Source organism: Syntrophotaleaceae bacterium (assembly GCA_041390365.1).
In the GTDB taxonomy this organism is placed as follows: domain Bacteria; phylum Desulfobacterota; class Desulfuromonadia; order Desulfuromonadales; family Syntrophotaleaceae; genus JAWKQB01.
Genome location: JAWKQB010000003.1, coordinates 368,311 through 394,364 on the forward strand (window position 1 = coordinate 368,311; position 26,054 = coordinate 394,364).

18 protein-coding genes are annotated in these 26,054 nt (G+C 60.4%); 7 read left to right on the forward strand and 11 right to left on the reverse strand.

Translation table 11 applies throughout. The annotated features are described in order from the left end of the window. Positions 1–210: 210 nt before the first annotated feature. The 3 genes from R2940_14095 (at position 211) to R2940_14105 (ending at position 5,861) form a co-directional block, all read left to right on the forward strand. Complete coding sequence (locus R2940_14095; protein ID MEZ4600915.1) at positions 211–2,583, forward strand: 3-hydroxyacyl-CoA dehydrogenase NAD-binding domain-containing protein; 2,373 nt, start codon at positions 211–213, stop codon at positions 2,581–2,583. A 125-nt stretch (positions 2,584–2,708) separates the two neighbouring features. Beyond that, entirely contained in the window at positions 2,709–3,881 is a 1,173-nt protein-coding gene (locus R2940_14100) for an acetyl-CoA C-acyltransferase (protein MEZ4600916.1), read from the forward strand. Between the two features lie 108 nt (positions 3,882–3,989). Beyond that, entirely contained in the window at positions 3,990–5,861 is a 1,872-nt protein-coding gene (locus tag R2940_14105) for a long-chain fatty acid--CoA ligase (GenBank protein ID MEZ4600917.1), read from the forward strand. A gap of 327 nt (positions 5,862–6,188) precedes the next feature. On the opposite strand, the gene R2940_14110 is transcribed toward R2940_14105, so the two are convergent. Beyond that, entirely contained in the window at positions 6,189–7,571 is a 1,383-nt protein-coding gene (locus R2940_14110) for a sodium:alanine symporter family protein (GenBank protein MEZ4600918.1), read from the reverse strand. Between the two features lie 366 nt (positions 7,572–7,937). On the opposite strand from R2940_14110, the gene R2940_14115 reads away from it, so the two are divergent. From R2940_14115 to R2940_14130, 4 genes are all read left to right on the forward strand, one after another. Further along, positions 7,938–10,196 (forward strand): EAL domain-containing protein, encoded by a 2,259-nt coding sequence (locus tag R2940_14115; protein MEZ4600919.1) that lies wholly within the window; start codon positions 7,938–7,940, stop codon positions 10,194–10,196. Between the two features lie 266 nt (positions 10,197–10,462). Next, on the forward strand, positions 10,463–11,305 hold the full coding sequence (nifU, locus tag R2940_14120) for a Fe-S cluster assembly protein NifU (protein MEZ4600920.1): 843 nt from the start codon (positions 10,463–10,465) through the stop codon (positions 11,303–11,305). Then, positions 11,302–12,528: a cysteine desulfurase NifS gene (nifS, locus tag R2940_14125; protein ID MEZ4600921.1), complete on the forward strand. Its 1,227-nt coding sequence runs from the start codon at positions 11,302–11,304 to the stop codon at positions 12,526–12,528. The genes nifU and nifS overlap by 4 nt, the downstream gene beginning before the upstream one ends. Before the next feature lie 275 nt (positions 12,529–12,803). Continuing rightward, positions 12,804–13,586 carry a PilZ domain-containing protein gene (locus R2940_14130; GenBank protein MEZ4600922.1) on the forward strand — a complete coding sequence of 261 codons (783 nt, stop codon included), beginning with the start codon at positions 12,804–12,806 and terminating at the stop codon, positions 13,584–13,586. 76 nt (positions 13,587–13,662) lie between these two features. Here the strand turns inward: R2940_14130 and R2940_14135 are convergent, their stop codons facing one another. The 10 genes from R2940_14135 to rfaD all read right to left on the reverse strand — a co-directional run bounded on the left by R2940_14135 (position 13,663) and on the right by rfaD (position 26,048). Further along, the gene (locus R2940_14135) at positions 13,663–15,456 is read right to left on the reverse strand and encodes an ABC transporter ATP-binding protein (protein ID MEZ4600923.1); all 1,794 of its coding nucleotides are present in this window, start codon (positions 15,454–15,456) and stop codon (positions 13,663–13,665) included. Between the two features lies 1 nt (position 15,457). After that, positions 15,458–17,185 (reverse strand): ABC transporter ATP-binding protein, encoded by a 1,728-nt coding sequence (locus tag R2940_14140; GenBank protein ID MEZ4600924.1) that lies wholly within the window; start codon positions 17,183–17,185, stop codon positions 15,458–15,460. 102 nt (positions 17,186–17,287) lie between these two features. Beyond that, a complete protein-coding gene (rimO, locus tag R2940_14145; protein MEZ4600925.1) occupies positions 17,288–18,649 on the reverse strand; it encodes a 30S ribosomal protein S12 methylthiotransferase RimO in 1,362 nt (453 codons plus the stop codon). A gap of 160 nt (positions 18,650–18,809) precedes the next feature. Continuing rightward, entirely contained in the window at positions 18,810–19,295 is a 486-nt protein-coding gene (locus tag R2940_14150) for a YajQ family cyclic di-GMP-binding protein (protein ID MEZ4600926.1), read from the reverse strand. A 208-nt stretch (positions 19,296–19,503) separates the two neighbouring features. Then, positions 19,504–20,250, reverse strand: coding sequence for an outer membrane lipoprotein carrier protein LolA (locus R2940_14155; GenBank protein MEZ4600927.1), 747 nt, complete (start codon positions 20,248–20,250; stop codon positions 19,504–19,506). A gap of 33 nt (positions 20,251–20,283) precedes the next feature. After that, the gene (gene thiL, locus R2940_14160) at positions 20,284–21,279 is read right to left on the reverse strand and encodes a thiamine-phosphate kinase (GenBank protein ID MEZ4600928.1); all 996 of its coding nucleotides are present in this window, start codon (positions 21,277–21,279) and stop codon (positions 20,284–20,286) included. After that, the gene (gene lon, locus R2940_14165) at positions 21,276–23,621 is read right to left on the reverse strand and encodes an endopeptidase La (protein ID MEZ4600929.1); all 2,346 of its coding nucleotides are present in this window, start codon (positions 23,619–23,621) and stop codon (positions 21,276–21,278) included. The genes thiL and lon overlap by 4 nt, the downstream gene beginning before the upstream one ends. A 79-nt stretch (positions 23,622–23,700) precedes the next feature. Beyond that, the gene (locus R2940_14170) at positions 23,701–24,453 is read right to left on the reverse strand and encodes an NRDE family protein (protein MEZ4600930.1); all 753 of its coding nucleotides are present in this window, start codon (positions 24,451–24,453) and stop codon (positions 23,701–23,703) included. Positions 24,454–24,521: 68 nt separating this feature from the next. Continuing rightward, positions 24,522–25,085, reverse strand: a complete 564-nt coding sequence (locus tag R2940_14175; GenBank protein ID MEZ4600931.1) for a methyltransferase domain-containing protein — start codon at positions 25,083–25,085, stop codon at positions 24,522–24,524. A gap of 15 nt (positions 25,086–25,100) precedes the next feature. Further along, positions 25,101–26,048 carry an ADP-glyceromanno-heptose 6-epimerase gene (rfaD, locus tag R2940_14180; GenBank protein MEZ4600932.1) on the reverse strand — a complete coding sequence of 316 codons (948 nt, stop codon included), beginning with the start codon at positions 26,046–26,048 and terminating at the stop codon, positions 25,101–25,103. Between the last annotated feature and the right edge of the window lie 6 nt (positions 26,049–26,054).

A 26,054-nucleotide genomic window follows, 5' to 3' on the forward strand; every position in this document is an offset into this window, starting at 1 on the left:
TGTCTGAGGGAGCGCAGCGAGCGAGTTTTTTTCCGCCCGCCCGACGTCTGCTCCGCGCAGGGGACCCGCCGCAGGCGGGCAAGGAGCCGGGGCGCGTTTTTCTGCTTACTCTTTTGACGCGCATCAAAAGAGTAAGGCGTCGCGCGGGGGCGCAACCCCGCGGTTCAGGTTTTCAGCCTGTAGCCGGAACCAGGAACGGGGAGGAGAAAAATGGCCAGAATTTACAAAACCGCCGTCATCGGCGCCGGCGTCATGGGCGCCGCCATCGCCGCCCACCTCGCCAACGCCGGCCTCGACGTCCTCCTCCTCGACCGTATCCCCGACACCCTGACCGACGAAGAGCGGCAGAAGGGCCTCACCCCGGAAGACCCGGCCGTTCGCAACCGGCGGGCCAGGATCGGCGTCGAACGCGCCCTCGCCGCCCGACCTGCCGCCTTCTTTACCCCTGACAAGGCCAACCGGATCCGAACTGGCAACCTTGAGGACGATCTCGACCAGCTGGCCCACTGCGACTGGGTCATTGAAGCGATCATCGAAGATCCCGCGGCCAAGAAAGAACTTTTCCGCCACCTGGCGCCCCATCTTTCCACAGCAGCCATCCTCTCCACCAACACCAGCGGCTTGTCTGTGACGGCCCTGGCCGAAGAGCTGCCGGAAGACCTGCGCCGCCGCTTTCTCGGCACCCATTTCTTCAATCCTCCCCGCTATCTGCCCCTGCTCGAATTGATCCCGACGGCCGCCACCGATTCTCTCCTGGTGGAGAAACTGACCGCCTTCGCCCGCCGCAAACTGGGCAAGGAGATTGTGGTGGGCAAAGACAGCCCCAATTTCGTCGCCAACCGCATCGGCGTCTACGCCCTGTTCAACGCCATGCAGCATATGCAGGATCTCGGCCTGTCCTTCGCCGAGGTGGACGCCATCTGCGGCCCGGTCACCGGCCGGCCCAAAAGCGCCATCTTCCGCACCGCGGATATCGTTGGCCTCGACACCCTGGTGAAGGTCGCCCGCCATTCCTGGCAGATGCTGCCGGACGACGAGGAACGGGAAATTTTTCATATCCCGCCCTTCTTGCAAGAAATGGTCGAAAAAGGACTGCTGGGAGACAAGACCGGCGGCGGCTTCTATCGGCGGGACAAGGATGGCGGGATCGAGGTTTACGATTCCGGGGACGGTAACTATCGACTTCTCGAAAAGCCGGGTTTCGCCAGCTTGCTGAATGTCAGGAAGATCGCCGATCTCGGCCAGCGGGTGGCGGCGCTGATCAGGGAGGGCGACTCCGCCGCCCGCTTCGCCTGGCGCCACCTGCGGGATATTTTGCTCTACGCCGTGCGACGGGTGCCGGAAATTGCCGAGCGTTTCGAGGACGTGGATCGGGCCATGAGCGCCGGCTACAACTGGGAGCTCGGACCTTTTGCCATGCTGGATGCGATCGGCGTAAAGGAGTTCGTCCGGCGGGTGGACGGGGATGGGCTGGAGGTCCCGGCCATCCTTCGAGAGATAGCGGCCTTTTACAAAATCGAGGACGGCAGGCCGTGCGTGTGGGACCCGGTGGTCGGGGACTATCGACCGATACCGTCGGCCGACGGCGAAATCCGTCTGGTGCCGGTCAAAGCCGGTGGAGGGGTGGTCGAAGCCATTGCCGGCGCCTCCCTGCTCGACCTGGGAGACGGTGTTTTCTGCCTGGAGTTCCACGGCAAGAAGAACACCATCGGCCCGGAACTCCTCGACCTGACACGCCGGGCGGTCAAGCGGGCCGAAGCGGACGGTTTGGCGCTGGTGATCGGCAACCAGGGAGAGCTCTTTTCCGCGGGGGCCAACCTGGCCCTCCTGGGCGACGCCATGGATCGCAGGGATTTCGCAGCGATCGATGGGATGATCGCGGCTTTCCAGCAAGCGACCTTGTCCCTCAAATACGCCCGGGTTCCGGTGATCGCCGCCCCCTTCCAGCTCACTCTGGGCGGCGGCTGCGAATATGTGCTGCACGCCGCGGCCGTCACTGCCCATGCCGAAACCTACATGGGACTGGTGGAGGTCGGCGTGGGACTGATCCCCGCCGCCGGCGGCACCAAGGAATTGGCCCTGCGCGCCCTGACCTTGGCCGAAAGCTGTGGGATCGATCCGCTGCCTTTGCTGCTTCGGGCCTTTGAGAATATCGGCATGGCCAAGGTCTCCCGCTCGGCGGATGAGCTCTTCGATCTCGGCTATCTGCGCCCCGGCGACCAGGTTTGCATGAACCGCTCGCTGCTCCTGGGCGACGCCAAACGGCAGGCTCTGGCTCTGGCGGCCTCCTTCCGCCCCCTGCTGGCAAAAGACGTGAAGGCGCCCGGCCCGAGCGCCGCGGCCACCATGAAAAACCGCCTCTGGAACCTGCGCACGGGCAACTTCATCAGCGACTACGACGCGTATATCGGCGGCCTGATCGCCGATGTCCTGTGCGGAGGGGGGGTGGCGGCGGGAACCCCGATCACCGAGGACGATCTGCTGCAACTGGAGCGGGAGAACTTCCTGAAGCTCTGCGGGGAAGAGCGCACCCGCCAGCGGATCGGGCACATGCTGGCTACGGGGAAGCCGCTGCGGAATTGATACCGGTCTCAGCGAAAGGGCTCGATACCGATACCGATTCCGATACCGACCCCGAGGCAATTTGACGTTTTCGGTGTCGGGGTCGGGGTTATCGGACTTGGTAAGGTAGCAAACGGAGAACTTGCATGAAAACAGCCTACATTCTCAGCGCCATCCGCACTCCCGGCGGCAAGGCCCCCCGCGGACAGCTTTGCATCATCCGCCCGGACGATCTTGCGGCGACGGCCATCCGGGGTGTTCTGACCCGCACGGCCATTGATCCCGCTCGGGTGGACGACGTCATCCTCGGCTGCGCCTTTCCCGAGGGGGAGCAGGGGATGAACGTGGCCCGCATCGCCGCCCTGCGGGCCGGACTGCCGGTCACGGTGCCGGCCATGACCATCAACCGCTTCTGCTCTTCGGGGTTGCAGGCCATCGCCCTGGCGGCGGAGAGGATCATGGCCGGATCGGCCGAATGCATCATCGCCGGCGGCACCGAATCGATGTCGATGGTGCCCATGGGCGGCCATAAGTACAGCGTCAACCCGGCGCTGATGGCCGACTGGCCGGAAACCTACGCCGCCATGGGCATCACCGCCGAACTGGTGGTGGAAAGAAACCGGATCTCCCGGGAGGACCAGGATGCCTTTGCCTGCGCCAGCCATCACAAGGCCGCCCGGGCCAGGGCAGAGGGACTGTTCCAGGAGGAGATCGTGCCGGTGGAGGTGACCGGGTGCCGGTTGGTCGAGGGGCGCAGGGAAAACTTTTCCCTGACCGCAGCGGAAGATGAAGGGATCCGTCCCGATACCAGTCCGGAGGTTTTGTCCCGGCTGAAACCGGTGTTCAAAAAGGGCGGGACCGTGACGGCGGGCAACGCCTCGCAGATGACCGATGGCGCCGCCGCCGCTCTGGTCGTTTCAGAAGCCTTCCTGAAAAGGACCGGGCTATCGCCCCAGGCCCGGTTTGCCACCTTCGCGGTGCGGGGTCTGGCCCCCGAAATCATGGGGCTCGGTCCCGTGGAAGCCGTCCCCGCCGCCCTGGCTCAGGCCGGTCTGCGGCAGCAGGAGATCGGCCTGGTCGAACTCAACGAAGCTTTTGCCGGCCAGGCCCTGGCGGTCATTCGGGCCCTTGACCTCGACCAGAACCTGGTCAATGTCAATGGCGGGGCCATCGCCCTGGGACACCCTCTGGGCTGCACCGGAGCCAAACTGACCGCCACCCTGCTGGCCGAAATGAGCCGGCGCCAAACCCGATACGGGCTGGTGACCATGTGCATCGGCGGGGGCATGGGGGCCGCCGGGGTTTTCGAAAGAGCTTGAATGTCCTGTTCCCGCCAGGACTGTCAATGATCGTGACCGGGCGCTGAACAGCCGATGCTTCGGGCACAAAAGGCCGATTCAGCGACCTGCAGCACAGAGGGACCTGCCATGAGTGACGACCTGATCCTGAAAACGGAAACCCTTCCGCGAGCCATTCTGAAACTGTCTCAGAAGGACCCCGACCGCCCCGCACTGCGTTTCAAGGCGCAGGGCCATTATCTGGACATTCCCTGGAAGCTGATGGTCCACGAGATCCGCCGCTATGCCGCAGCCCTGCTGGCCAAAGGCATTGAACAGGGGGACCGGGTGGCGATCATGGCACCCAACTGCCCCCGCTGGGTCTATGCCGATCTGGGCATCATGGCGGCCGGTGGCGTGACCGTCCCCGTCTATCAGACGGAAGGGATGGAAAACATCCTGCATATCCTGCGCGATTCGGGCAGCCGCTTCCTGTTCCTCTACTCCTCTCTGGTCGCCCAGGACCTGGCGCAACACCTCGGGGAACTGCCTGATCTGGAGATGGTGATCCTGCTGGAGGGCAGAGGGGAGAATCCGGCGTTTATCGAGATCGAGTCCTTCCTGAATCATGCCCGGGAAAGCCACTCCAGGGAGGTCGACAAGTCGCTGGAAAAGGTACAGGGCTCCGACATCGCCACCCTCGTCTATACCTCGGGAACCACCGGACCGCCCAAGGGGGTGATTCTGACTCATGACAACATCCTCGCCTCGATCCGGGCGGCGGTGACGGCTTTCGATATCGGTCCCGGAGACGTCTGCCTCTCCTTTTTGCCCCTTTCCCACGTCTTCGAACGGGTCGACGGCTACTACCTGATGCTTTTCCAACGGGCGGTCATTGCATACGCCGAAAGCATCGACACGGTTCCCCTCAATCTGACCGAAGTCCGCCCGACGGTGGTGATCGGGGTGCCGCGGCTGTTCGAAAAAATGTTTTCCCGCATCATGGAGCAGGTCCTGTCCGGGTCCTGGTTGAAAAAGCAGGTGTTTTTCGGCGCCTTGAGGATCGGCCGAGCCCATGCCCAGGCCGTGCAGAGGGAGGAGCCTCAGGGGGCTCTGTTTCAGGGGGCCCTGAGCCTCGCCAAAAAGGCCGTATTTGAGAGGCTGCGCGAACGGCTTGGGGGCCGGGTGCGGTTTTTCATTTCGGGAGGAGCTCCCCTGATGACCAAGGTCGCCGAATTTTTCCTGGCCGCCGGGATCCCCATTTACGAAGGGTATGGCCTCACCGAAAGCGCCTCCGGCATTGCCGTCAATACCGTTGAAAACCTGCGGATCGGGTCGGTGGGAAAAGCGCTGCCGGAAACCAGCATTCGCATCGCCGAGGATGGAGAAATTCTGCTCAGCGGGCCGACCATCTTCCAGGGTTACTGGAACAGTCCCGAACAGACCGAGGAAGTGCTGCAGGACGGCTGGTTCAGAACCGGAGACATCGGAGAGCTGGATGAAAACGGCTTCCTGACCATTACCGACCGTAAAAAGGACCTCATCGTCACCGCCGGCGGCAAAAAGGTGCCCCCCCAGAACCTGGAAAACCTCTTCAAGAGCGACCCGCTCCTCTCCAACGCTTTGGTTTACGGTGACGGAAAACCCTACTTGATTGCCCTGCTGGTGCCGAACTTCGAAAAACTGGAAAAATTCGCCCGCCAGAACCGGATCGACTTTCTCAATCATTGCGATCTGGTCAACCATCCCCGGGTACTCGAACTGGTACGGCAGCATGTCGACACTCTGCAGCGCGACCTGCCCTCCTTCAGCCGGATCAAGCGGTTCGTGCTGATCTCCCGGGATTTTTCCGGCGAGGGCAACGAAGTCACCCCCACCCTGAAACTCAAACGTCAGGTTATTGCCCGAAACTTCAACCGAGTTCTCGAAGGGATGTATCTCGCCGAGGATCACGGCATCCATGACAGCGGCTTCTGCATTCTGGAGGATTCGGAGGAGGAACAGCAGAGCAAGTGCGCCTGAAGGGGAAAAGGGGGGCGAATCGCGATACCAGTTTGACAAGGTTTTAATCGAAATCGAAATCGGGATCGGGATCGAAATCGGATTTTGGCTTTTGACTTTGGTTTGGATGCCGAGGGTTTTAGCCTTGCAGTAGAGTGACCCAAATCGAAATCGTCAAAACGAAAAGCTAACACCCGATTTCGATTTCGATAGCGATTTCGATTTGGAAAAATCTAAAGCCTCGCCATGGAGGAAGAAGATCCGCAACTTGCAGAGGCGAAATCTTGGTTTCCGCTACCGCTTCACCGACAACGAAAAGGACTCCTCCATGCAGGAACAAGGTCTATTTTAACTCTTTTCGGCAGGGGCGGTACGAGTCCCGTCTTCCCCGAAGGGATTCACCCGGCCCGGATCCTTGAAATATTCGCGGGTCATACGGATCACCAGCGGACTGAGGCAGAGGAGGCCGACCAGGTTGGGCCAGGCCATCAAGGCATTGAAAATATCGGAAATGGTCCAAACCAGGTTAAGGGGGATCGCGGCGCCAACGGGCAACAGCAGACAGAAAAGCACACGGTAGGGCAGGATCAGTCTTGCGCCCAGCAGGTATTCGATGGAACGATCGCCGTAATAGGACCAGCTTATGGCGGTGGAAAAGGCGAAAAAGATGATGCCGAAGGCCACGATGTAGCCCCCGGGCCCGGGCAGTCCGGCCTGGAAGGCGCTGGCGGTCAGTTCGGCGCCGGTCAGCCCGCTCTCGTACGCGTTGGTAAGGATGATCACCAGGCCGGTCATGGAGCAGATGACGATGGTATCGATAAAAGGCCCGAGCATGGCCACCAGTCCCTCCCGCACCGGTTCCCGGGTCTGGGCCGCGCCATGGGCGATCGGGGCGCTGCCGAGTCCGGCCTCGTTGGAGAAGACGCCCCGCGCCACACCGAAACGGATCGCCTGGGCCAGCGCGGCCCCGGCAAAGCCGCCCGCCGCAGCGCTGCCGCTGAAGGCATCACGAAAAATCACCGCGAACGCTCCCGGAATCCCCTGCCAATTGGCGAACAGGACCCACAGGGCCCCGGCCACGTAAAAAACGCACATGAAGGGCACCAGTTTGCTGGCCACCTGGCCGATACGCCGGATACCACCGACGATGACCGCAAAAACCAGGGAGCCGATCACCAGTCCGGTCACCAGTTTGGGAACGCCGAAATAGACCTGCACCGGCTCGGCCACCGAATTGGCCTGAACCATGTTGCCGATGCCGAAGGAAGCGATCACGGCGAAAAAGGCGAACAGAACCCCCAGCCATTTCTGCCCCAGCCCTTTCTCCAGATAGTACATCGGCCCGGCACTTACCGAACCATCCTCATGGATTGTGCGAAAATGCAGAGACAGCAAACATTCGGCATATTTCAGCGCCATGCCAAAAAAGGCCGTAACCCACATCCAGAAGATGGCTCCCGGCCCCCCCAAGGCGACGGCAGTGCCCACCCCGGCGATATTTCCGGTACCGATGGTGGCCGAAAGAGCAGCGCTCAGGGCCTGGAAATGAGTGATTTCCCCCTGGTCTTCGGGGTTGTCGAAACGTCCGCTGATCAACTGCCAGGCATAGCCGAAGCGGCGCAGCTGAACGAATCCGACCAGCAGGGTCATAAGCAGGCCGGTACCGACCAGCAGGAAAATGGTGACCGGTCCCCAGACCAGGCCGCTCAGGGAATCAAGCAGGCTTTGCATGCACTGTTTCCTTTCGTTGGAAATACCTGTTCAGCCAAAAGGGCTCCGAGTGCCCGCGCAAAGGGTCGTCTGTCACCAGGATGGCGGCAGCCAAGCCCCGGGGATGGGTCTCCCCAAAGAGTATGAAAATCGATCGATTGCGGTATTAATAGCGATCTTTATTGGCCCGTGCAAGGCTTTATTCCCCTGCCCCCTGGCCGTGTCAGCGAAAATATTAGGCAACGCCCTGCCCAAACAACAGTCATCCACATAAGAAAACCCTCTCTAATGATGCTAACCTGCCATTTTATCAGCAGAAAAATTCATTTAATCTGTGGTACGCATCATGCTTTAAATCCTTCCTCAACGCACAACTACGGTCACAAGATGAAAAAAGAGGAAAAACTGCTGCAGGCCTTGATCGAGATCAGCAGAGAGCTGCTGACCATCACCGATCTCGAACAACTGCTGGAAAGAATCCTGCGGGTGGCCCGCGAGGTTTTTCAGTTCGACAACGCCATCATCAGACTTGTGTCCCAGGACGGGCTGCGTTTGATCCCGGCGGCCTCCTATGGCTACACCAGGGAAGCCCTTAAGCAGGAGATCCTCGTCGGGTGCGGCATCATGGGCAAGGTTGCAGCGCAGGCCAGACCGATCCTGGTTCCTGACGTTACCCAGTCGGCCGACTACCTCTACGGCATTCCGGGCGCCCGCAGCGAGCTGGCCGTGCCCCTTATCGTCGAGGACCAAGTGGTGGGCGTGTTCAATGTTGAGAGCCCCGTCCCCCACGCCTTCGATGAAACCGATCTCGAATCCCTGATGACCGTGGCAAGGCATGCCTCCATAGCCATCAAAAATGCCAACCTCTATGAAAACCTCCGCCTCGTCAGCGGCCGCTTCCGAAAACTCCATGACTTCAGCCGGCATGTGCTCGACAGCGTCAATCTGGGCATCTTCACCCTCGATTCCGATCTGCGGATCACCTCCTGGAACTGCAAAATGACCGGCTGGTTTGAAATGGAGGAAGCCGAGGCGCGCGGCAGTCATCTGTTCGATCTTCTTCCCGAACTGGCAGGAACCGATTTTCATTTCCGTTTGCGTCGGGTCCTGGAGCAAAACGAACCGGAAAAGTGTCAGGTGGTCCGGAAATCGGCTGAAGAATCCCGCCGGCATTTCGAGCTTCATCTCAGCGCGCTGGCGGAAGCCGGGGATTCTTCAGGGGCAGTTATTCTGCTCGAAGACATCACCCCGCGGATCCGGGCGGAGAGGCTGTTGCTGGAAAACGAAAAGCGTCTCAACCATCTCGCCTTTCATGACAGCCTGACCAACCTGCCCAACAGGCTGCTGTTTCATGACCGGCTGGCCCGGGCCATGAAGGCGGCCTGCAGGAAAAAGCAGCAAGTGGGGCTGCTTTTTCTCGACCTCGACCGCTTCAAGAACATCAACGATTCCCTGGGTCATCAGACGGGAGACGAACTGCTCCGGAAAGTGGCGCTGCGACTCAGGGGCTGCCTTCGCAGCCACGATACCATTGCCCGCCTCGGCGGAGACGAATTCGTGATCATCGTCCAGGACCTGGTCGATCACTGTGATCTTGCCGCCATCGCCCAGAAAATTCTGGCCCAGCTGGCAAAAGCCATCCGGATCAACGACGATGTCCTGTTTCCCACCGCCAGTATCGGCATCGCCCTCTATCCGGACGACGGACAGGATGTCGAGGAATTGATGAAAAGCGCGGACGTGGCGCTCTACCGGGCCAAGGAGCAGGGACGAAACACCTATCAGTTTTACGAAAGGGCGATGAATGCCCGGTCCCATGAACTCCTGCGACTGGAAAGCCATCTGCGCCATGCCCTCGAGGAGCAGCAGCTGGTCCTCCACTATCAACCCCAGCTCGATCTGAAGACCGGTGAAACCGTCGGATTCGAAGCCCTGCTGCGGTGGAAACATCCCCTCAAGGGGATGATCGCTCCATCCGACTTCATTCCCATGGCGGAGGAGACGGGGTTGATCGTGCCGATCGGGGAATGGGTTCTGGACCAGGCCTGCTCCCAGGCCCAGCTCTGGCGGTCCAGGGGGTTCGACAAACTGCGGGTATCGGTCAACATCTCCCCCCGCCAGTTCAAGCAGCCCGGATTCGTTCAGGCGGTGGACCGGATCCTTTTTCGGACCGGACTCGACCCGCGCTTCCTGGAGCTGGAAATCACCGAAAACATCTTGGTGGACAATATTCAGGAAGCCGCCGGCGTGCTTCAGCAACTCAGGACCATGGGCCTGTCGCTGGCGGTGGACGATTTTGGTACCGGATTCTCCTCCTTGCGCTACCTTCAGCAACTCCCTCTCGACAGGTTGAAAATCGACCAATCCTTTGTCAAGGGCATCACCATCGCTGCCGAGGGAACCTCCCTGGCGGCCGGCATCATTGCTCTTGCCGAAAACCTGAATCTGGGGGTGGTGGCCGAAGGGATCGAAAACAGGGTGCAACTCGATTTTCTCCGACAAAGGCAGTGCGATCAGGGCCAAGGGTTTCTCTTTGCTCGCCCACTCACCACCGAGGAAGCCACCGCATATCTTCATCGGCCTTTAACACCTCCCTTTCCATCCTCCGATACCGATTTTGAAGACAAGCTGCATAAGGTTCGATGAGAGATGTGATTGCCCCGATTTTGTTCAAAAACAAATGGAATAACCGGGGGGCTCTGTTCAGAGCCTGGAGGCAGGCCTAGCGGAAAACGGCAATGTGAGCCTGAATTACCAAACTTTTCTCCATCTTTGACAAGGGCGGTCGGAGAACTTAAAATAGTAGCAAATTGGTCAGCTTTGATGCCGTCGCAAGAAAGCCCAAAAGGTGCGACGTCATCATCTTTGGATTTGCAATTATCCACCCAGTCTTAAATTTCAGGAGCATGCGAATGTGGGATTATACGGACAAAGTCAAGGATCATTTTCTCAACCCCCGCAATGTGGGGGAGGTCGATAACCCGGACGGCATCGGCGAGGTCGGTTCTCTGGCCTGCGGCGACGCCCTGCGCCTGACCTTCAAGCTCGATGTCAACAAACGGATCAAAGAGATAAAGTTCAAGACCTTCGGCTGTGCCAGCGCCATCGCCAGCTCCTCGGCCCTGACCGAAATCGCCAAGGGCAAGACCCTGGAGGAGGCGGAAAAGATCAGCAACCAGGATCTGGCCGAATTTCTCGGCGGACTGCCTGAAGAGAAGATGCACTGCTCGGTCATGGGCAAGGAGGCCCTGGAGGCGGCGATCGCCAACTATCGGGGGGAAACCCAGACCAAAGAGGAGTTCGAGATTGTCTGCAAATGCTTCGGTATTACCGACCGGGAGATCGAGCGGGTGGCCCGGGAAAACAAGCTGACCAGCATCGAGCAGGTGACGGATTACACCAAGGCCGGCGGCGGATGCCAGATGTGTCATCCGAAAATCGAGGCCATCCTGCAGAAATTGGGCAACGCCGCTCCCGCAGAACCGGTCGAGCAGCGTCTTCCGGCGGGGAAAAAACTCTCCAACCTCCAGAAGATAAGGCTGATCCAGGAAACCCTGGAAAGGGAGATTCTGCCTCCGATCCGCTCCGATGGCGGCGATCTCGAACTGGTCGACATCGACGGCAGCAAGGTCTATGTCGCCCTGCGGGGGACCTGCTCCTTCTGCCCCCAGTCCAGCTTTACGCTCAAGCACTTCGTTGAGGCGAAGCTGCGGGAATTCGTCGCCCCGGAAATCGAGGTCGAGGAGGTGAAATGATGAAAACCGTTTATCTGGACAACAATGCCACCACTCGCACCGCTCCGGAAGTCGTCGAAGCCATGGGGCCCTTCTTCAGCGATCTCTACGGCAATCCCTCCAGCATGCACTTTTTCGGCGGCCAGGTCGGCCGACAGGTCGCCGCGGCCCGGGAAAAGGTGGCCGCGCTGATCGGCGCCGATCCCGGGGAAATCGTCTTTACCAGCAGCGGTACGGAAAGCGACAATGCCGCGATATTCGGCACCCTCTATTCCTACCCCGAAAAAAAACACCTGGTCATCTCCCGGGTCGAACACCCCGCCGTACTCAACGTCGCCCATCACCTCCAGGCCCGAGGTTATCGCATTACCGAACTGGGCGTCGACAGTCAGGGTCGCCTCGATCTGGATGAACTGAGAGCCGTTCTGAATCCCGATACCGCCCTGGTCAGCATCATGGCCGCCAACAACGAAACCGGTGTGCTCTTCCCGGTGGAGGAGATCAGCACCATCTGTCGGGAAAAGGGGGTCCCCTTCCATACCGATGCGGTCCAGGCCGTCGGCAAGATCCCCATGGATATGCGCAAAAGCACCATCGATCTGCTCTCCCTCTCCGGCCACAAGCTGCATGCCCCAAAAGGCATCGGGGCCCTCTACATCCGCAAGGGAACCCGTTTTTCCCCCTTCGTGATCGGCGGACATCAGGAGTCCGGGCGACGCGCCGGAACCGAAAACGTCCCCTATATCGTCGGCCTCGGCAAGGCGGCCGAATTTGTCATGGCCCACATGGAGGAGGAGAACGGGCGCGTTCGCAACCTGCGGGATCGGCTGGAACAGGGGCTGCTGGACCGGATTCCCAACACCATGATCAACGGCGATCCCGAACGGAGGCTGCCCAACACCTGCAGCCTGAGCTTCGAGTACGTCGAAGGGGAATCGATCCTGATGCTGCTCAGCGACCAGGGCATCTGCGCCTCGTCGGGATCGGCCTGCACCTCCGGCTCCCTGCAGCCCAGCCACGTTTTGCGGGCAATGGGAGTCCCTTTCACCGCCGCCCACGGCTCGATCCGCTTCAGCCTGAGTGTGTTCAACAGTGACGAGGATGTCGATCACGTGATCAAGGTCCTGCCGCCGATCATCCAGCGGCTGCGCGACATCTCTCCTTTCTGGAAGGATTTTCTCGAAGGCAAGCCGCTCAGCCCGTTCATGGTCGGCGGAGAGAGCGAGCACCACGCCCACGGGTGAAACGTGGAAGGGACTTTTCTGGATTAGAAAACCCTTTCATCAAAAAACTTGGTGGGATTAAAAAAACTGGTTATACTTTCAGTCAATTCCCGTCGCTTTTGAAAATAGTCGTTCTCGAGGTGGTTTTGATCGGGAATCCAGCTTTAAGTCATTTAAATCATGCATGCCCGACAGACCCGGGCATGATCAAACGCCTTTGCCAAGCCATCCATTTCGAAATGGTTTGACGGATACTGAAAATTAAGGCCAATTCAGCTGTACCGGAAAGGGTTTCGATGGCGCCCAAATACAACATTCTTCTTTCAGCCGATCTGGAACCTTTTCTGAGCCTGGATGACGATTTTTCCACCCGGGAAAATTTCCGTCTGATCGTCGCCCAGGATGGCGTGCAGGCCTGGCAGATTATCCAGCGTCAGAAACCCGATCTGGTTTTTCTCAGCCTGCACTCTCCCCTTTTGAGCGGAGACCAGTGCTGCCGGAAGGTGCGGCAGGATCTCCTTCTCAAGGAACTCCCCGTGGTCCTGGTCATCGACCGGCAGAGCAGGGAGGACCTGGCCCGTTGCCTGGAAGCGGACTGCACCGACATCATCTTTCTGCCCTTCAGCAACCATCTGCTGCTGGCCACCTCCCGTCGCCTTCTCGGACTGGCCTATCGGTCCTTCAACCGCATAGCGACCCGGCTCATCGTGCGCTACGGTTTGGACCAGAGAAACATGCACCACGGCTTCTCCTGCAACCTCAGTTCCGGCGGCATGTTCATCGAAACGGAACACCCCTTCGATCCGAGTCAGGAGCTTTTTCTCGATTTCAGCCTGCCCAACACCAAACAACCCGTGGTGTGCAAAGCCTTCGTCGCCTGGAGCAATCCTCCCGCCAAACCGGTCAACGACAATCTGCCACCGGGCATGGGGGTGCAGTTTCTGTCCCTGAGCCTGCCCGACCTGCTGAACATCTGGGATTACTTTTCCCACATCGAAGAGACCCTGCCGGCTTCCCACCCGGCCTCATCCTCCACACAGACAGACACGGACAAACACAGACGCACAAGGACACCCTGACCGAACCGTCCGTGTCTTTCGGTGAGAGTCCCTGTTCGTCCTTAAGTTCCGCTTGTCTTCCCGTTCGCCTTTGACCTTACAGAAACGCCGCCGATTCCGCCGCGCGGCCCTCCCCCGTCAATTCCTGCAGCCGCCACAGCCGGCTGTACAGGCCGCCTGCGGCCAACAGCTCCTGGTGGGTGCCGCTCTCCCTTATCCGTCCGTGGTGCAGAACCACGATCCGGTCGGCGTGGCGAATGGAGCGCAGGCGGTGGGCGATGATCAGGGATGTCCGGCCTTGACCGGCCCGGGCCATTTCCCGCTGCACAAGCTCCTCGGTCACCCCGTCGAGACGGCTGGTGGCTTCGTCGAAAATCATGAGTTTGGGATTCAGAGCCAGCGCCCTCACCAGGCAGAGCAGCTGCCGTTCGCCGGCCGACAGGTTGCGCCCCCGTTCCGTGATCACCCCCTGCAGTCCGCCAAGACGCCGTACAGAATCCTCGCAGCCGGTTCCGACAATCAGTTTTTGCAGATCCCGATCAGACAGACAATTTTCAGGATCGAGGTTTTCCCGCAAGCTTCCGGCGAACAGGAACGGCTCCTGGGATACCCAGGCCACTTGCTTCCGGATCCGCTGTGAATCGATTTCCGAGAGGTCGATGCCGTTGATCCGAATCCTTCCACTATCGGGTTCGTAGAAGCGGAGCAATAACCTCGTCAGGGTGGTTTTTCCGCTGCCGGTATCGCCCACCAGGGCGACCGTCTCCCCGGGGGCGATCGTCAGATCGATATCCTTCAAGACCGGATTTTTTCCATCATAGGCAAAACTCACTTTCTCCAGGCTGATGGGGGTGTCCCCCTTCGGCCAATCCCCCGTCCCATAAATTTCCGGCGTTTCATCCATCAGGGCGAAAATCCGCTCCAGGGAAGCATTGCTCGACTGCAAGAGGGAATACTGGGCCGACAGCTTGCGCAGGGGCGCATAAAACCGCTGTACGTACTCGACAAACGCCACCAGAGTCCCGAAGGTGGCGGTTTCGGCCAGCACGGCTCCTCCCCCGACCCAGAGGATGCCGGCAATAGCCAGGGAACTGAGAATTTCCAGGGCGCTGAAGAGAAAGGCATCCCAATGGATCGAGCGGAAGGAGCTGCTGCGGTACATCCTCTGCAGCTCGCCGAACTCTTCCAAGGTGCGCTTTTCCTGGCCGTACAGGCGCACCTCGTTGATCCCCGCGATTCGCTCGGCCAGATAGCCGTTCAGGCCCGCCACCCGGGCCCGCACCTGGCGCATGGCTCCCCGCATGCTTCTGCGGAACAGCAGCAGAATGCCGACCAGCAGCGGAACCAGGGCGAAGGCCACCAGGGTCAGTCGCAGGTTCAGCCAGAACATGATCCCGACGATGAATACCAGGGAGAAGATTTCCCCCAGGGCCGCTGCAACCCCGGAACCGAAGAGTTCGCCGACATTTTCCACATCTCCTGTCAGGCGGGTGACCAGCCTTCCGGAGGGGTTACGGTCGAAAAAGCCGGCGGGCAGCCGCAGCAGGTGGCGAAAACTCCGCTCCCGCAATCCCGCCATCAAACGCTGCCCGACGACTTGGGCCAGGTAGCCCTGACCGAACCCGAACAGGCTTTCGCTGCACACAGCCAGGAGATACAGGACGGCGACCATGCCCAGCCCCTCGAGACGTGCCGGCACGATGTGCTGGTCGATGGCCACCTTGACCAGATAGGGCTGCACCAGCCGGGAAACCGTCACCAGGGGCAACAGCAGCAGGGCGCCCATAGCCGCCCTCCGATAGGGACGGAGCAGGGCCAGGAAGCGGCGGAAAAGGGTCCAGTCCAGATGACGTCCGGACATTTCATCAAGATCGAACATTCCCCGCTTCATCTCAGAAACCCTCCAGTTCCTGCCGAAGTCTTTCCCGCTCCACCATGCCGGCGTAATAGCCTCCACCTCCGGCCAGCTCATCATGGCGGCCCAGTTCCGTCACCTCCCCGTTTTCCAGCACCACGATGCGGTCGGCCTCGGCCAGCAGCGGCACCCGGCTCGTAATCATAAAAACCGTGGTTTCCCTGAGCAGAGGCCGCAGGGCCACCCAGACGTCGCGGGCGGTACCCGCATCGAGATGGCTGAAGGGGTCGTCCAGCAGCCACAAGTTTCCGCCCCGGGCTACGGCCCGCCCCAAAGCAACCCGCTGGCGCTGCCCCCCGGACAGGGTTTTGCCCCCCTCGCCGACCAGGGTATCGAATCCCTCCGGGAATCCGGCGATGTCCTTCTCCAGGCCGACCGTCGCCGCCACCTGCCGGGCGAGAGCATCGCTGCCGTCGGGGACGGCATACAGCAGGTTCTCACGCAGAGAGCCGGAAAAGAGCCGGCCCTCCTGAAAAACCACTGCCAGCCGCCGTCGGTGAGCCTCCAGATCGAGAGAGCTCAGCTCCCGGCCTCCGATGTAAATTTTTCCTTCCCTTTGTGGATAGAGCCCGGCCAGCAGATAGAGCAGGGTGCTTTTTCCCGAACCGGCGGGTCCGGTAACCCCGATAAGGGACCCGGCAGGCACTTCGAGGTCGACATTTTTAAGAACCGGCTCCTTGCCATAGGCAAAGGACAGGGAGCGGATGGCGACGGCCGGAGCAGACTCCGGGCCGATCTCCTCCCCGGTCGTCTTTTCTCCCGGACGATGCAGCAGAAAGCCGAGCCTTTCCACGCTGGCTGCCGCCCGCTGGGCGAGGCTCAGGACCCAGCCGACCATCAAGGTCGGCATGGCCAGCTGCATGAGATAAGCGTTGAAGGCGACCAGTTCGCCCAGCGTCATCCGTCCGTTCGCCACCTTTATGCCGCCGAAATAGAGGATCAGAAGGGTGGCGAGAGGGGCAATGATCGCCATGACCGGACCGACCAGGGACCGCAGCCTGGCCAGCACCAGATTGCTTTCCAGATAGTTTTCGTTGTCCCGGGCAAAGCTGGTACCGTAGACCTCATGCAGTCCGTAGCTGCGAATGACAGCCTGACCGGCGACACTTTCCTCGATGGTTTCGCTGATTTTCCCCAGTCTCTTCTGCACCTCGCCCGAGGCTCTGAGCAGCCGCGCGCTCAGGCGTTTGACGATCAGCAGCAACAAGGGGAAGGGGATCAGGGCCAGGAGGGTCAGGGACGGAGACAGGGCCATCAGCAGGACCAGGGTCATGACGTACACGAACAGGGTATTGATCAGGATCAGCAGACCGAAACCCGCCATGGTGCGGATGTTGGACAGATCGTTGGTGAAACGGGACAGAAGATCCCCGGTGCGATGGGTATCGAAGAAGGAGGCGTCCTGCTGCAGCAGGCGGACCAGCAGATCACGCCTCAGGTCCACCTCGATGCGACAGGCGGTGCGGAGGAAGGCGAAACGGGACACCAGGCGGGTCAAAAACCGCACCAAAGCCGCACCGGCCAGCACAGCGGCCGAGAGCATCAGCAGCTGATGATTTCCCTGCTGCACGGCATCGATGCCGACCTTGAGCATCCAGGGCAGCAGCAGTCCGAGCAGGTCGGTGATGATCAGCCAGGCGAGCCCCCAGCAGAGAGCGGAACGATAGATCTGCAGATAGGGCCAGAGCAGACGAAGAGTCGGCATGGGCAAGGCTCCGGTCGCGATCAGAAAAACCGGCCACCCGGCAGCAGTCGTGAGCTTCCGTCAGCAACGACCGAGGGAACAAGGGGCGCCAGGAAACCGGGTTTATCCCCCGGCGGGAGATGCGTCGTCCTCCACGATTTCTCCGATCAGATCGTAGTCGGACGAGTCGGTAATGCGCAGCGGCACGATGGTCCCCACTAGAGCCTGTCCCGCGGTAATGTAAACCTGTCCGTCGATATCCGGTGCCTGCCGAATGCTGCGTCCGCTCAGAAGCAGGTCGGTTTCTTCGCTGAATCCTTCCACCAGCACCGGCACAATGCGGCCGACAAGGGAGCGATTGCGACGGAAGGACACCCGCTGCTGGGCCTTCATCAACTTCTGCTCGCGGGACTTCTTGATCCGTTCCGGCACCTGGTCCTCCATGACTGCGGCCGGCGTGCCTTCCTCACAGGAATAGCGGAACACTCCGACCCGGTCGAAATGGCCTTCGTTGACAAATCCGAGCAGGGTGGCGAACTGCTGTTCGGTCTCGCCGGGGAAGCCGACGATAAAGGAGGTGCGCAGGGTGATATCCGGCAGCCGGCCGCGGATCCGCTCCAGCAGCGAGCGGATTCCGGCCTGGTTGATGCGACGGTTCATGCGGAGCAGAATCGTATCGTCGACATGCTGCAGCGGCAGATCCAGGTAGTTGCAGATCTTGTCCTCTGTGGCCATCAGCTCGATCAGTTCATCGGAAATGCCGTCCGGATAGGCATAGAGCAGCCGCAACCAGCGCAGGCCGTCGATCCTGACCAGCGTCCGGAGCAGATCCTCCAGCCGGGCGACGTCTGTGCGGTCGCGACCGTAGGCGGTCAGATCCTGGGCGATCAGATTCACTTCCTGCACACCGTTGGCCACCAGCCGCCGCACCTCGGCCTCAACCGATGCGATGCTTCTGGAACGGAGCGATCCCCGCAACTGGGGAATCACGCAGTAGGAACAGAGGTTGTCGCACCCCTCGGCGATCTTCACATAGCTCGAATAGAACGGGGAGGATTTGACCCGGGGGGAGTTATGGTCATAGAGATAATCGGGCCGCCCCACCGCCACCAGGGAACTCTCCGCCGCTTCCCGGGCCTCAATCAGTTCGGCGATGCGCGGCACCTCGCCCGGTCCCATGAAAATGTCGACCTCCGGCAGTTCCTCGGCCAGTTCAGCGGGATGGCGCTGGGACAGGCAGCCGGCAACCACCAGCATCCGGCAGCGGCCCTTTTTCTTCTGATCCGCCACCTCCAGGATGGTTTCCACCGATTCTTCCTTGGCATCACTGATAAAGGCGCAGGTGTTGACGATGATGATCTCGGCCTGGGACTCGTCGGTAACGATTTCGTAGCGTTCGCTGGGCAGGTAGCCCAGCATCACTTCGGCATCGACCAGGTTCTTGGCACAGCCAAGGCTGACCATGCAAACTTTCCGTTTGTTCACGTAAGATGATTCCTTTGTGAAAGAAATTGCATCGGTATCGGTATCGGTATCGGTATCGGTATCGGGCTGAGTCTGGTTAATTTGTCGGATATCGGCAAGGCAGAAACGTCGATCCCGATTTCGATCCCGATCCCGATTTGGATTTCGATTGAAACTTTTATCAGGAGCGCATATTCACGAACTGCAGCTCGATCCCCAGGTCCTGCCCCTTGAGCAGCTGAATGACCTCCTGCAGATCGTCGATTTTCTTCCCCGACACCCGAACCTGGTCCTCCATGATCTGGGCCTGGACCTTGAGCTTGCTGTCCTTGATCAGCTTGACGATGTCCTTCCCCTTTTCCTTGGAGATCCCCTGAACGATCGCGACCCGTTGCCGGACCGCCCCGCCGGAAGCCGGCTCCTTCTTGCCGAAATCGAGGCACTTGGGGGATACGTTGCGCCGCACCAGCTTGCCCTTCAGCACGTCGACCACGGCGTCGAGCTTGTAGTCGTCCGCCCCCAAAAGCACGAGGCTGTCCTTCTCCAGGTTGATCTCGTTATGCGTCCCCTTGAAGTCGTACCGCTGGGCGATCTCCTTCAGGGCCTGGTTGACGGCGTTGTCGATCTCCTGCAGGTCGACCTTGGATACGATATCGAAACTCGGCATGGAAACTTCTCCTGATTCGGTGTCTGTCCGCCGGATAAGGGCAACGGAAACAGGGCCTTATAGCATAAATTCGGTCCAGGGTCCAAGAACCAAAACCGTCCCTGATTCCGAGTCCCGAGACCAAAACCAAAGAACCCAAGACTTAAGACCCTGGACTTCGACCTTCGACCCGGGACCCGGGACCGATTTTATGGACTCGGGACCGATTCTAAAACCCCAGTCCACCCTCCTCCGGGCGCACCACTTCGACCCCTTCCGGGGGTTCGAAGGTAAAGAGACTGTTCTTCAGGCCCTGGTTGACGCGGAGATTTTCAAAAAGGATGGTGGTCCGGCTGTCGGTAGGTCCGAAAATTGTTGCGCCCCGCAGGGGATATTTCGCCTGGCCGGCCCTGCCGTGTACTACGGCGGGATCGACCAGCAGCACCAGTTGCTCAATGAAGGAGGAGGGCTGCAGGGGGGTCAGCAGCAGGCGGAAAGCCCCCTGTTCGGTCCTGGCCGGGTCGGCCCACCGGATCTGAAAGCGCTTGGACAATTCTCCCAGTCCCGTCAGGAATGCCAGGGGGTCGTCACGCTTCAGCTGATCGTCCGCCGGCAAAGGTGATATCAGAACCTGGTTGTTTTCCGGAAGATAGACCCAGACGGTCTGGCCGTCGGACACGATTTCCTGGACAGTGGGAAGGGCATATTCCCAGCGGAATCGGGGCGTCACCTCCTGCCCCTTGCGATCGAAGCGGACCGCTACCCGGCCTCTCCCCTCTTCCACCCTGTCCAGGGCTCCAAGGTAGGACTGCTGGGCGAAATCCGCCCGGAAATCCCTGATCGCGCCCCCCGGCCGGAAGGGGGCTTCAAGCGCCGTCACCACCTCCTTCAGGGAGGGCTCGGGGCTTCCTCCCGCCAGGGCGAAAACGGGCAGCAGCAGAACCAGCAGAACGGCACGTGGCAAACATCTTTTCATATAAGGGATTCCTCCAATAATTGTGAAAGTTGGCTAAACTTCCGTCCGGAAGTGGTTGAAGCCTCCGGTTTGGGGCGGGTGGAAATGACCTTGGGTATCGATGAAAAAAAACCCCTCCTCCTTTTCGGTGATCCTTCCGATGCAGGTCAGGGGCAACTCCAGGGCGGCGGCAAGGTCTTTCATCAGCGGCTCCTTCTCCCTGGGTACGGTAAACAGCAGTTCGTAGTCCTCGCCTCCACACCAGGCAAGTTCCAACAATTCCGGCTCGGTCGCCAGGGCCTCGCGGAATTCCGAGGACAAAGGCAGCGAACCTTTTTCCAGCCGTGCTCCCACATCGGAAGCAGAGAGTATATGTTTGAGGTCGCCGCAAAGCCCGTCGGACAGATCGATCATGGCGCTCGCCAGACCCCGCGCGGCCAGGGCTCGGCCGAGAGCCACCCGTGCCCGGGGATCGAGATGGCGGCCCAGCGAAAAACCAAATGCCTTCTCACCCGACAGCAGACAGCGAAGACCGAGGGCACTGTCGCCAAGGGTACCGGACACATAGATGGCATCTCCGGGCCGGGCGCCGTTGCGGCAGACCACTTCCTCCGCCAGCGCCGACCCCTCCACGGTCACCGAAATCAGCAGGGGTCCCGGCGAGCGGCAGGTATCCCCACCGACCAGAATAGCGCCGTACTCGCCGGCCGCTTCCAGAAAACCTTCGAGATATTTTTCGAGATCGTCAACAGCGGTTCCGGCAGGGATGCCCAGCCCGAGATAGAGATGGCGGGGCGTGCCTCCCATGGCGGCGACATCGCTGACGTTGACGGCGACGCTCTTGCGCCCGAGGGTGCGCCAATCGGTCCAGCCCAGCCGGAAATGTACATCCTCGATGAGCAGATCCTTGCTGGTCAGCAGCAGGTGACCGGGCGGCAGTTCCAGAACCGCGCAGTCGTCGCCGATGCCCCGGCGCACCCCGGGCGCGTCGATCACCGCCTGCCGGATGCGCTCGATAAAACCGAATTCACCCAGTTCGGCCAGCTTCACGCTTCAGACTCCAGAGCGGCCTTCAAAACCTCCGCCATCGATTCGGCGGAGATGAAGGAAACTTTCCTCCGCAGAGCGGGGGGGATTTCCACCAGGTCCTTTTCGTTGAGACGGGGGATGACGACCGTTTCGATACCGGCGCGCACCGCCGCCAGCGCCTTCTCCTTGAGACCTCCGATGGGCAGCACCTTGCCCCGCAGGGTGATCTCGCCGGTCATCGCCACATTCTTGTCGACCCGGCGACCGGTCAGGGAGGAGATGAGCGCCGTCGCCATGGTCACTCCGGCGCTGGGGCCGTCTTTGGGGATGGCTCCTGCCGGAACATGGATGTGGATATCGATCTTCTCGACGACATCGGGATCGAATCCCAGCTCCCCGGCATGGGCGCGGGCGTAGGACAGAGCCGCCTGGGCGCTCTCCTTCATCACCTCCCCCAACTGGCCGGTGAGGTTGAGCCGTCCCTTGCCCGGCATGGTGCTGACTTCCACGTGCAAAATTTCCCCTCCCCGTTCGGTCCAGGCCAGACCGGTCGCCAGGCCCGCTTCGCTCTCCCGCAGTTTGTCCTCGGGAAAGAACCGCTGCGGGCCGAGATATTTGGGGACAGCGCCACTGGTGAGTTGCACCGGGTTTCGCCGGTTTTCGGCGAAGCGCAGGGCGACCTTGCGACAGATGCTGCCCAGTTCCCGCTCCAGGTTGCGCAGCCCCGCTTCCGAAGTGTACTCGACAATAATCCTCTCCAGGGCCTGGGGTGAGAATTTCAGGTCTCCCTCATTGAGTCCGCTGGCTTCGAGCTGACGGGGGACCAGGAAGCGCTGGGCGATGGCCAGCTTTTCCTCGTTGGTGTATCCCGCCAGGCGCAACACTTCGAGCCGGTCCTTCAGGGCCGAAGGCACCGGGTCCATGATGTTGGCGGTAGCGATGAACATGACGTTGGAGAGATCGAACGGCAGATTGATGTAATGATCGGAAAAAGCATGGTTCTGCTCGGGATCGAGCAGTTCCAGCAGGGCGGAGGAAGGGTCTCCGCGGAAATCGGCGCCGCCGACCTTGTCGAGTTCATCGAGCATGAAGACCGGATTGTTGGTACCGGCCTGCTTCATCCCCTGGATGATCCGCCCCGGCAGGGCACCTACATAGGTGCGGCGGTGGCCGCGGATCTCGGCCTCGTCCCGCAGTCCACCCAGGGAGACGCGGACGAACTTGCGCCCCAAAGCGCGGGCGATCGACTTACCGAGACTGGTCTTGCCGACTCCGGGGGGACCGACCAAGCAGAGGACCGGCCCCTTCAATTCGTTTTTCAGCTTGCGCACGGCCAGAAATTCCAGAATCCGTTCCTTGACCTTCTCCAGATTGTGGTGATCCTCGTCCAGGATCCGCCGGGCCTCACGCAGGTCGAGGTTGTCGGTGGTGGCCTTCTGCCACGGGAGTTCAGCCAGCCATTCGAGATAGGTGCGCAGCATGGAATACTCGGCCGCCTCGGCCGGCATGTTTTCCAGGCGGCGCATCTGCTTGGTTGCTTCCTCCTGCACAGTTTCCGGAAGAGAGGCGTCGCGGAGCTTCTCCCGCAGCTCGGCCAGGTCTTCGCTTTTGGCGTCCGATTCCCCGAGTTCGGCTTGAATGGCACGCAGCTGTTCCCGCAGAAAGTATTCCCGCTGGGTTTTGCCCATTTCTTCCTTGGCCTGCATCTGGATGCGGGTCTGCACCGAGACCAGTTCGAGTTCCTTGTTCAGGAGATCGTTGATTTCCTGCAGACGCTCGCAGGGATCGATAATCTCCAGCAGCTCCTGGGCCTGCTCGATGCGCAGGTGGATGCTGCTAGCCACCAGGTCGGCAAGTCCACCGGGATCCTCGATATTGTCCAGCACCACCAGGACCTCGGGCGACAGGAGATTACTCAGCGCCTGCAGCTGCAGAACCTGATCCCTGACCGCCCGCATCAGTGCCTCCACTTCCAGCGGCAGCTCCTCGAAATGCGGCTCCCGGATCGGCTTGACCGAAACGGCGAAAAAAGGCTCCTGCTGCTGAAATCCGGTTATGCGGGCCTTGCTCAGACCTTGCACCAATATCTTCACCCTGCCGTCCTTCAGCTTGATCATACGCATGATCATGGCGACGGACCCGATCCGGTAGATATCCTCGGGAGACGGCTGTTCGTCGCCAATTTCCTTCTGTGTGGCGAGAAAAATCAGCCTGTCTTTTTCCAGTGCGTCCCGAACGGCTGCCAGAGATTGCGGGCGGCCGACATAGAGCGGCAGGATCATATGCGGGAAAACCACCGTATCCCTGACCGGCAGCAGCGGCAGTTGCGACGGTACGTCGATGTCCTTCAACGTTTTTTCCAAACTGTCCTCCGGTAAACGGCTCTTTTGGGTTTTTTTCATCATCAATGAGATTGTCGCCCCTGTCAAGAAGGCCCCAACTTCATGGAATGTCGAGGCGGATTTCGCTCCAGTCCTCCCCCCCCTCGAAAAAGGTCCGCTCGATGAAGGTCGTCCGATCGGCTTGATCGATCAGCAGCAGAGAGGAGCAGCGGGTGCCGAAGTCCGGGCTGCGAACAAATATCGGCGCCTGGGATTCGTTCGCACTGCCTGGAAAGCCGGCCTGCGGCGATGCTTTTCCCCGAACGGAACGATCCATCAGCAGATCGAAAATTTTCGCGGGATCGAGGCAACGCTTTTCCAGAAGCAGAGCCAGCTGCTGTTTGCCGTGAACGACCTTGGGCCAGGGGGTGTCAAGGAGGGCATTGGCGACCCCGTACAGGCCAGGACCCAGCATCATCCGGGGGCCACGATTGGATGCGTATCCGATCTCCCTGCCTTGCCCTACCAGCAGGGAAAAACCCCGGTATCGATGGCCCTCTTCTTCCATCCGTGCCAGGCACTCCAATGGCCTTTCTTGTCCCCGGACAAAATCCCTGACCAGCAGGCCCCTGGACAGTTGCGGTTTCCTGAGCGGGGGAGGTTCGCGAAAATTGGTCACACAGGCGAACCGGCCTCCAGGAGAAAAAGCGAGCCAGCTGCCTCCTTTTTCCAGATCACGACCGCCGAAAACAGCGGGGATGTCCGGCCATCGGCCGGCCGGCAATGAGGGGCGGGCATGGAATTCGTCGCGGTTGGCCGCCAGCACGACCGGATAATCGGGGTGTTGGTCGACAGCCAACAAGATCAGGCACATGACGGCTCTCTATCAAGGGGTGTTGAAAGGGTTCCTCCCGGCCTTTTTCGATGTCGCTGGCTTCGCGGTTAAATTGCAGGTCGCCGGGCCACGATTCCGGCCAGGCTGCCGCCGCGATGGGACTGCTCGAGCCCTTCTTCGTGAAGCAGAATCTCCCATCCGGCGAAAAGCTTCAGCAGTTCCCCTTCTCCAAGGGCATATTCGGGATGCCCAGGCCCGCCGGCCCACGGCCCGGCATGACTGAAGGTGCGAACCACCGCCACCCCTCCCGGCCGTACCGCCTGCTTCAGGGCGGGGATGAGGGATCTCTGCAGATAAAAAAACTGCAGCACGACGTCAAAGGCTTCCGCCGGCAGATCCGGTTTTGCCTCCAGGTCCTGACGGTGCAAAGCGATGGTCAAATCCCGCTGCCCGGCTTCCGCTGCAAGTTGGGATAATCCTTCGGCCGAAGCATCCACGGCCGTCACCACATAGCCCTTTTCCGCCATGAAGAGGGCATTGCGCCCCCGGCCGCAAGCGACATCGAGCAACCGGCCCGGAGGCAGCAGCGGCAGGGCCCTGATCAGCCAGGTATCGGGTGTCAGACGTTCCTCGCCCCTTTCCTGCCAGACCTTGTTCCAGTCACCTGCCATGATTTGCCAAACCTTTCAGCCCCCCTGACGCAGCCACTGCATATAGCTGGCCACCCCTTCTTCCACCGTACGGAATCTCTCTTCATAGCCAATTTCCCGCAGCCGGGTCAGATCAGCCTCGGTAAAACTCTGGTAGCGTCCCTTGAGGTGTTCCGGAAAGGGGATATAGCGCAGTTCGCCCCGGGCGAAGGCTTTCAGCACCCCGTTGGCGACATCGTTGAAGCTCTGGCTGCGGCCGGTGCCGACGTTGAAGATCCCCGACCGTTCCGGGTGGTCGAGAAACCACAGATTGACATTGACCACATCCTCGACGAAGACAAAATCCCGCCGCTGCTCCCCGTCGCCATAGCCGTCGCACCCCTCGAACAGCTTGATGACCCCGTCGGCCTCCAGCTGGTTTTTCAGGTGAAAGGCGACGCTGGCCATGCTCCCCTTGTGCTGTTCCCGCGGTCCATAGACATTGAAATAGCGGAAACCGGCGACCTGGCTTCTGGTGCCAGGCATGCAGCGGCGCACATACTGGTCGAAAAGGGCCTTGGAATAGCCGTAGACATTGAGCGGACGCTCGAACTGGGGCTCCTCCCGGAAAACCGTGCCGCCACCATAAACGGCCGCGCTGGAGGCGTAGATGAAGGGAATCCGCCGGCTCAGGCAGTAGTGGAGCAGAACTTTGGAATAGGTGAAATTGTTTTCCATCATGTAGCGGCCGTCCCATTCGGTGGTCGTGGAACAGGCGCCCTGATGAATGACGGCCTCCACACCGCCGAAATTGTCGCCAGCCTCGATCCGCTGCAGGAATTCGTGCCGGTCCAGGTAGTCGGCCAGTCGGGCATCGGCGATATTGACGAACTTGGTGCCGTCGGTCAGGTCGTCCACCACCATGATGTCCTCGCGCCCGCGTCTGTTGAGCGCCTGCACGATATTGCTGCCGATAAAGCCGGCCCCTCCGGTGACAATAATCATCTCTGC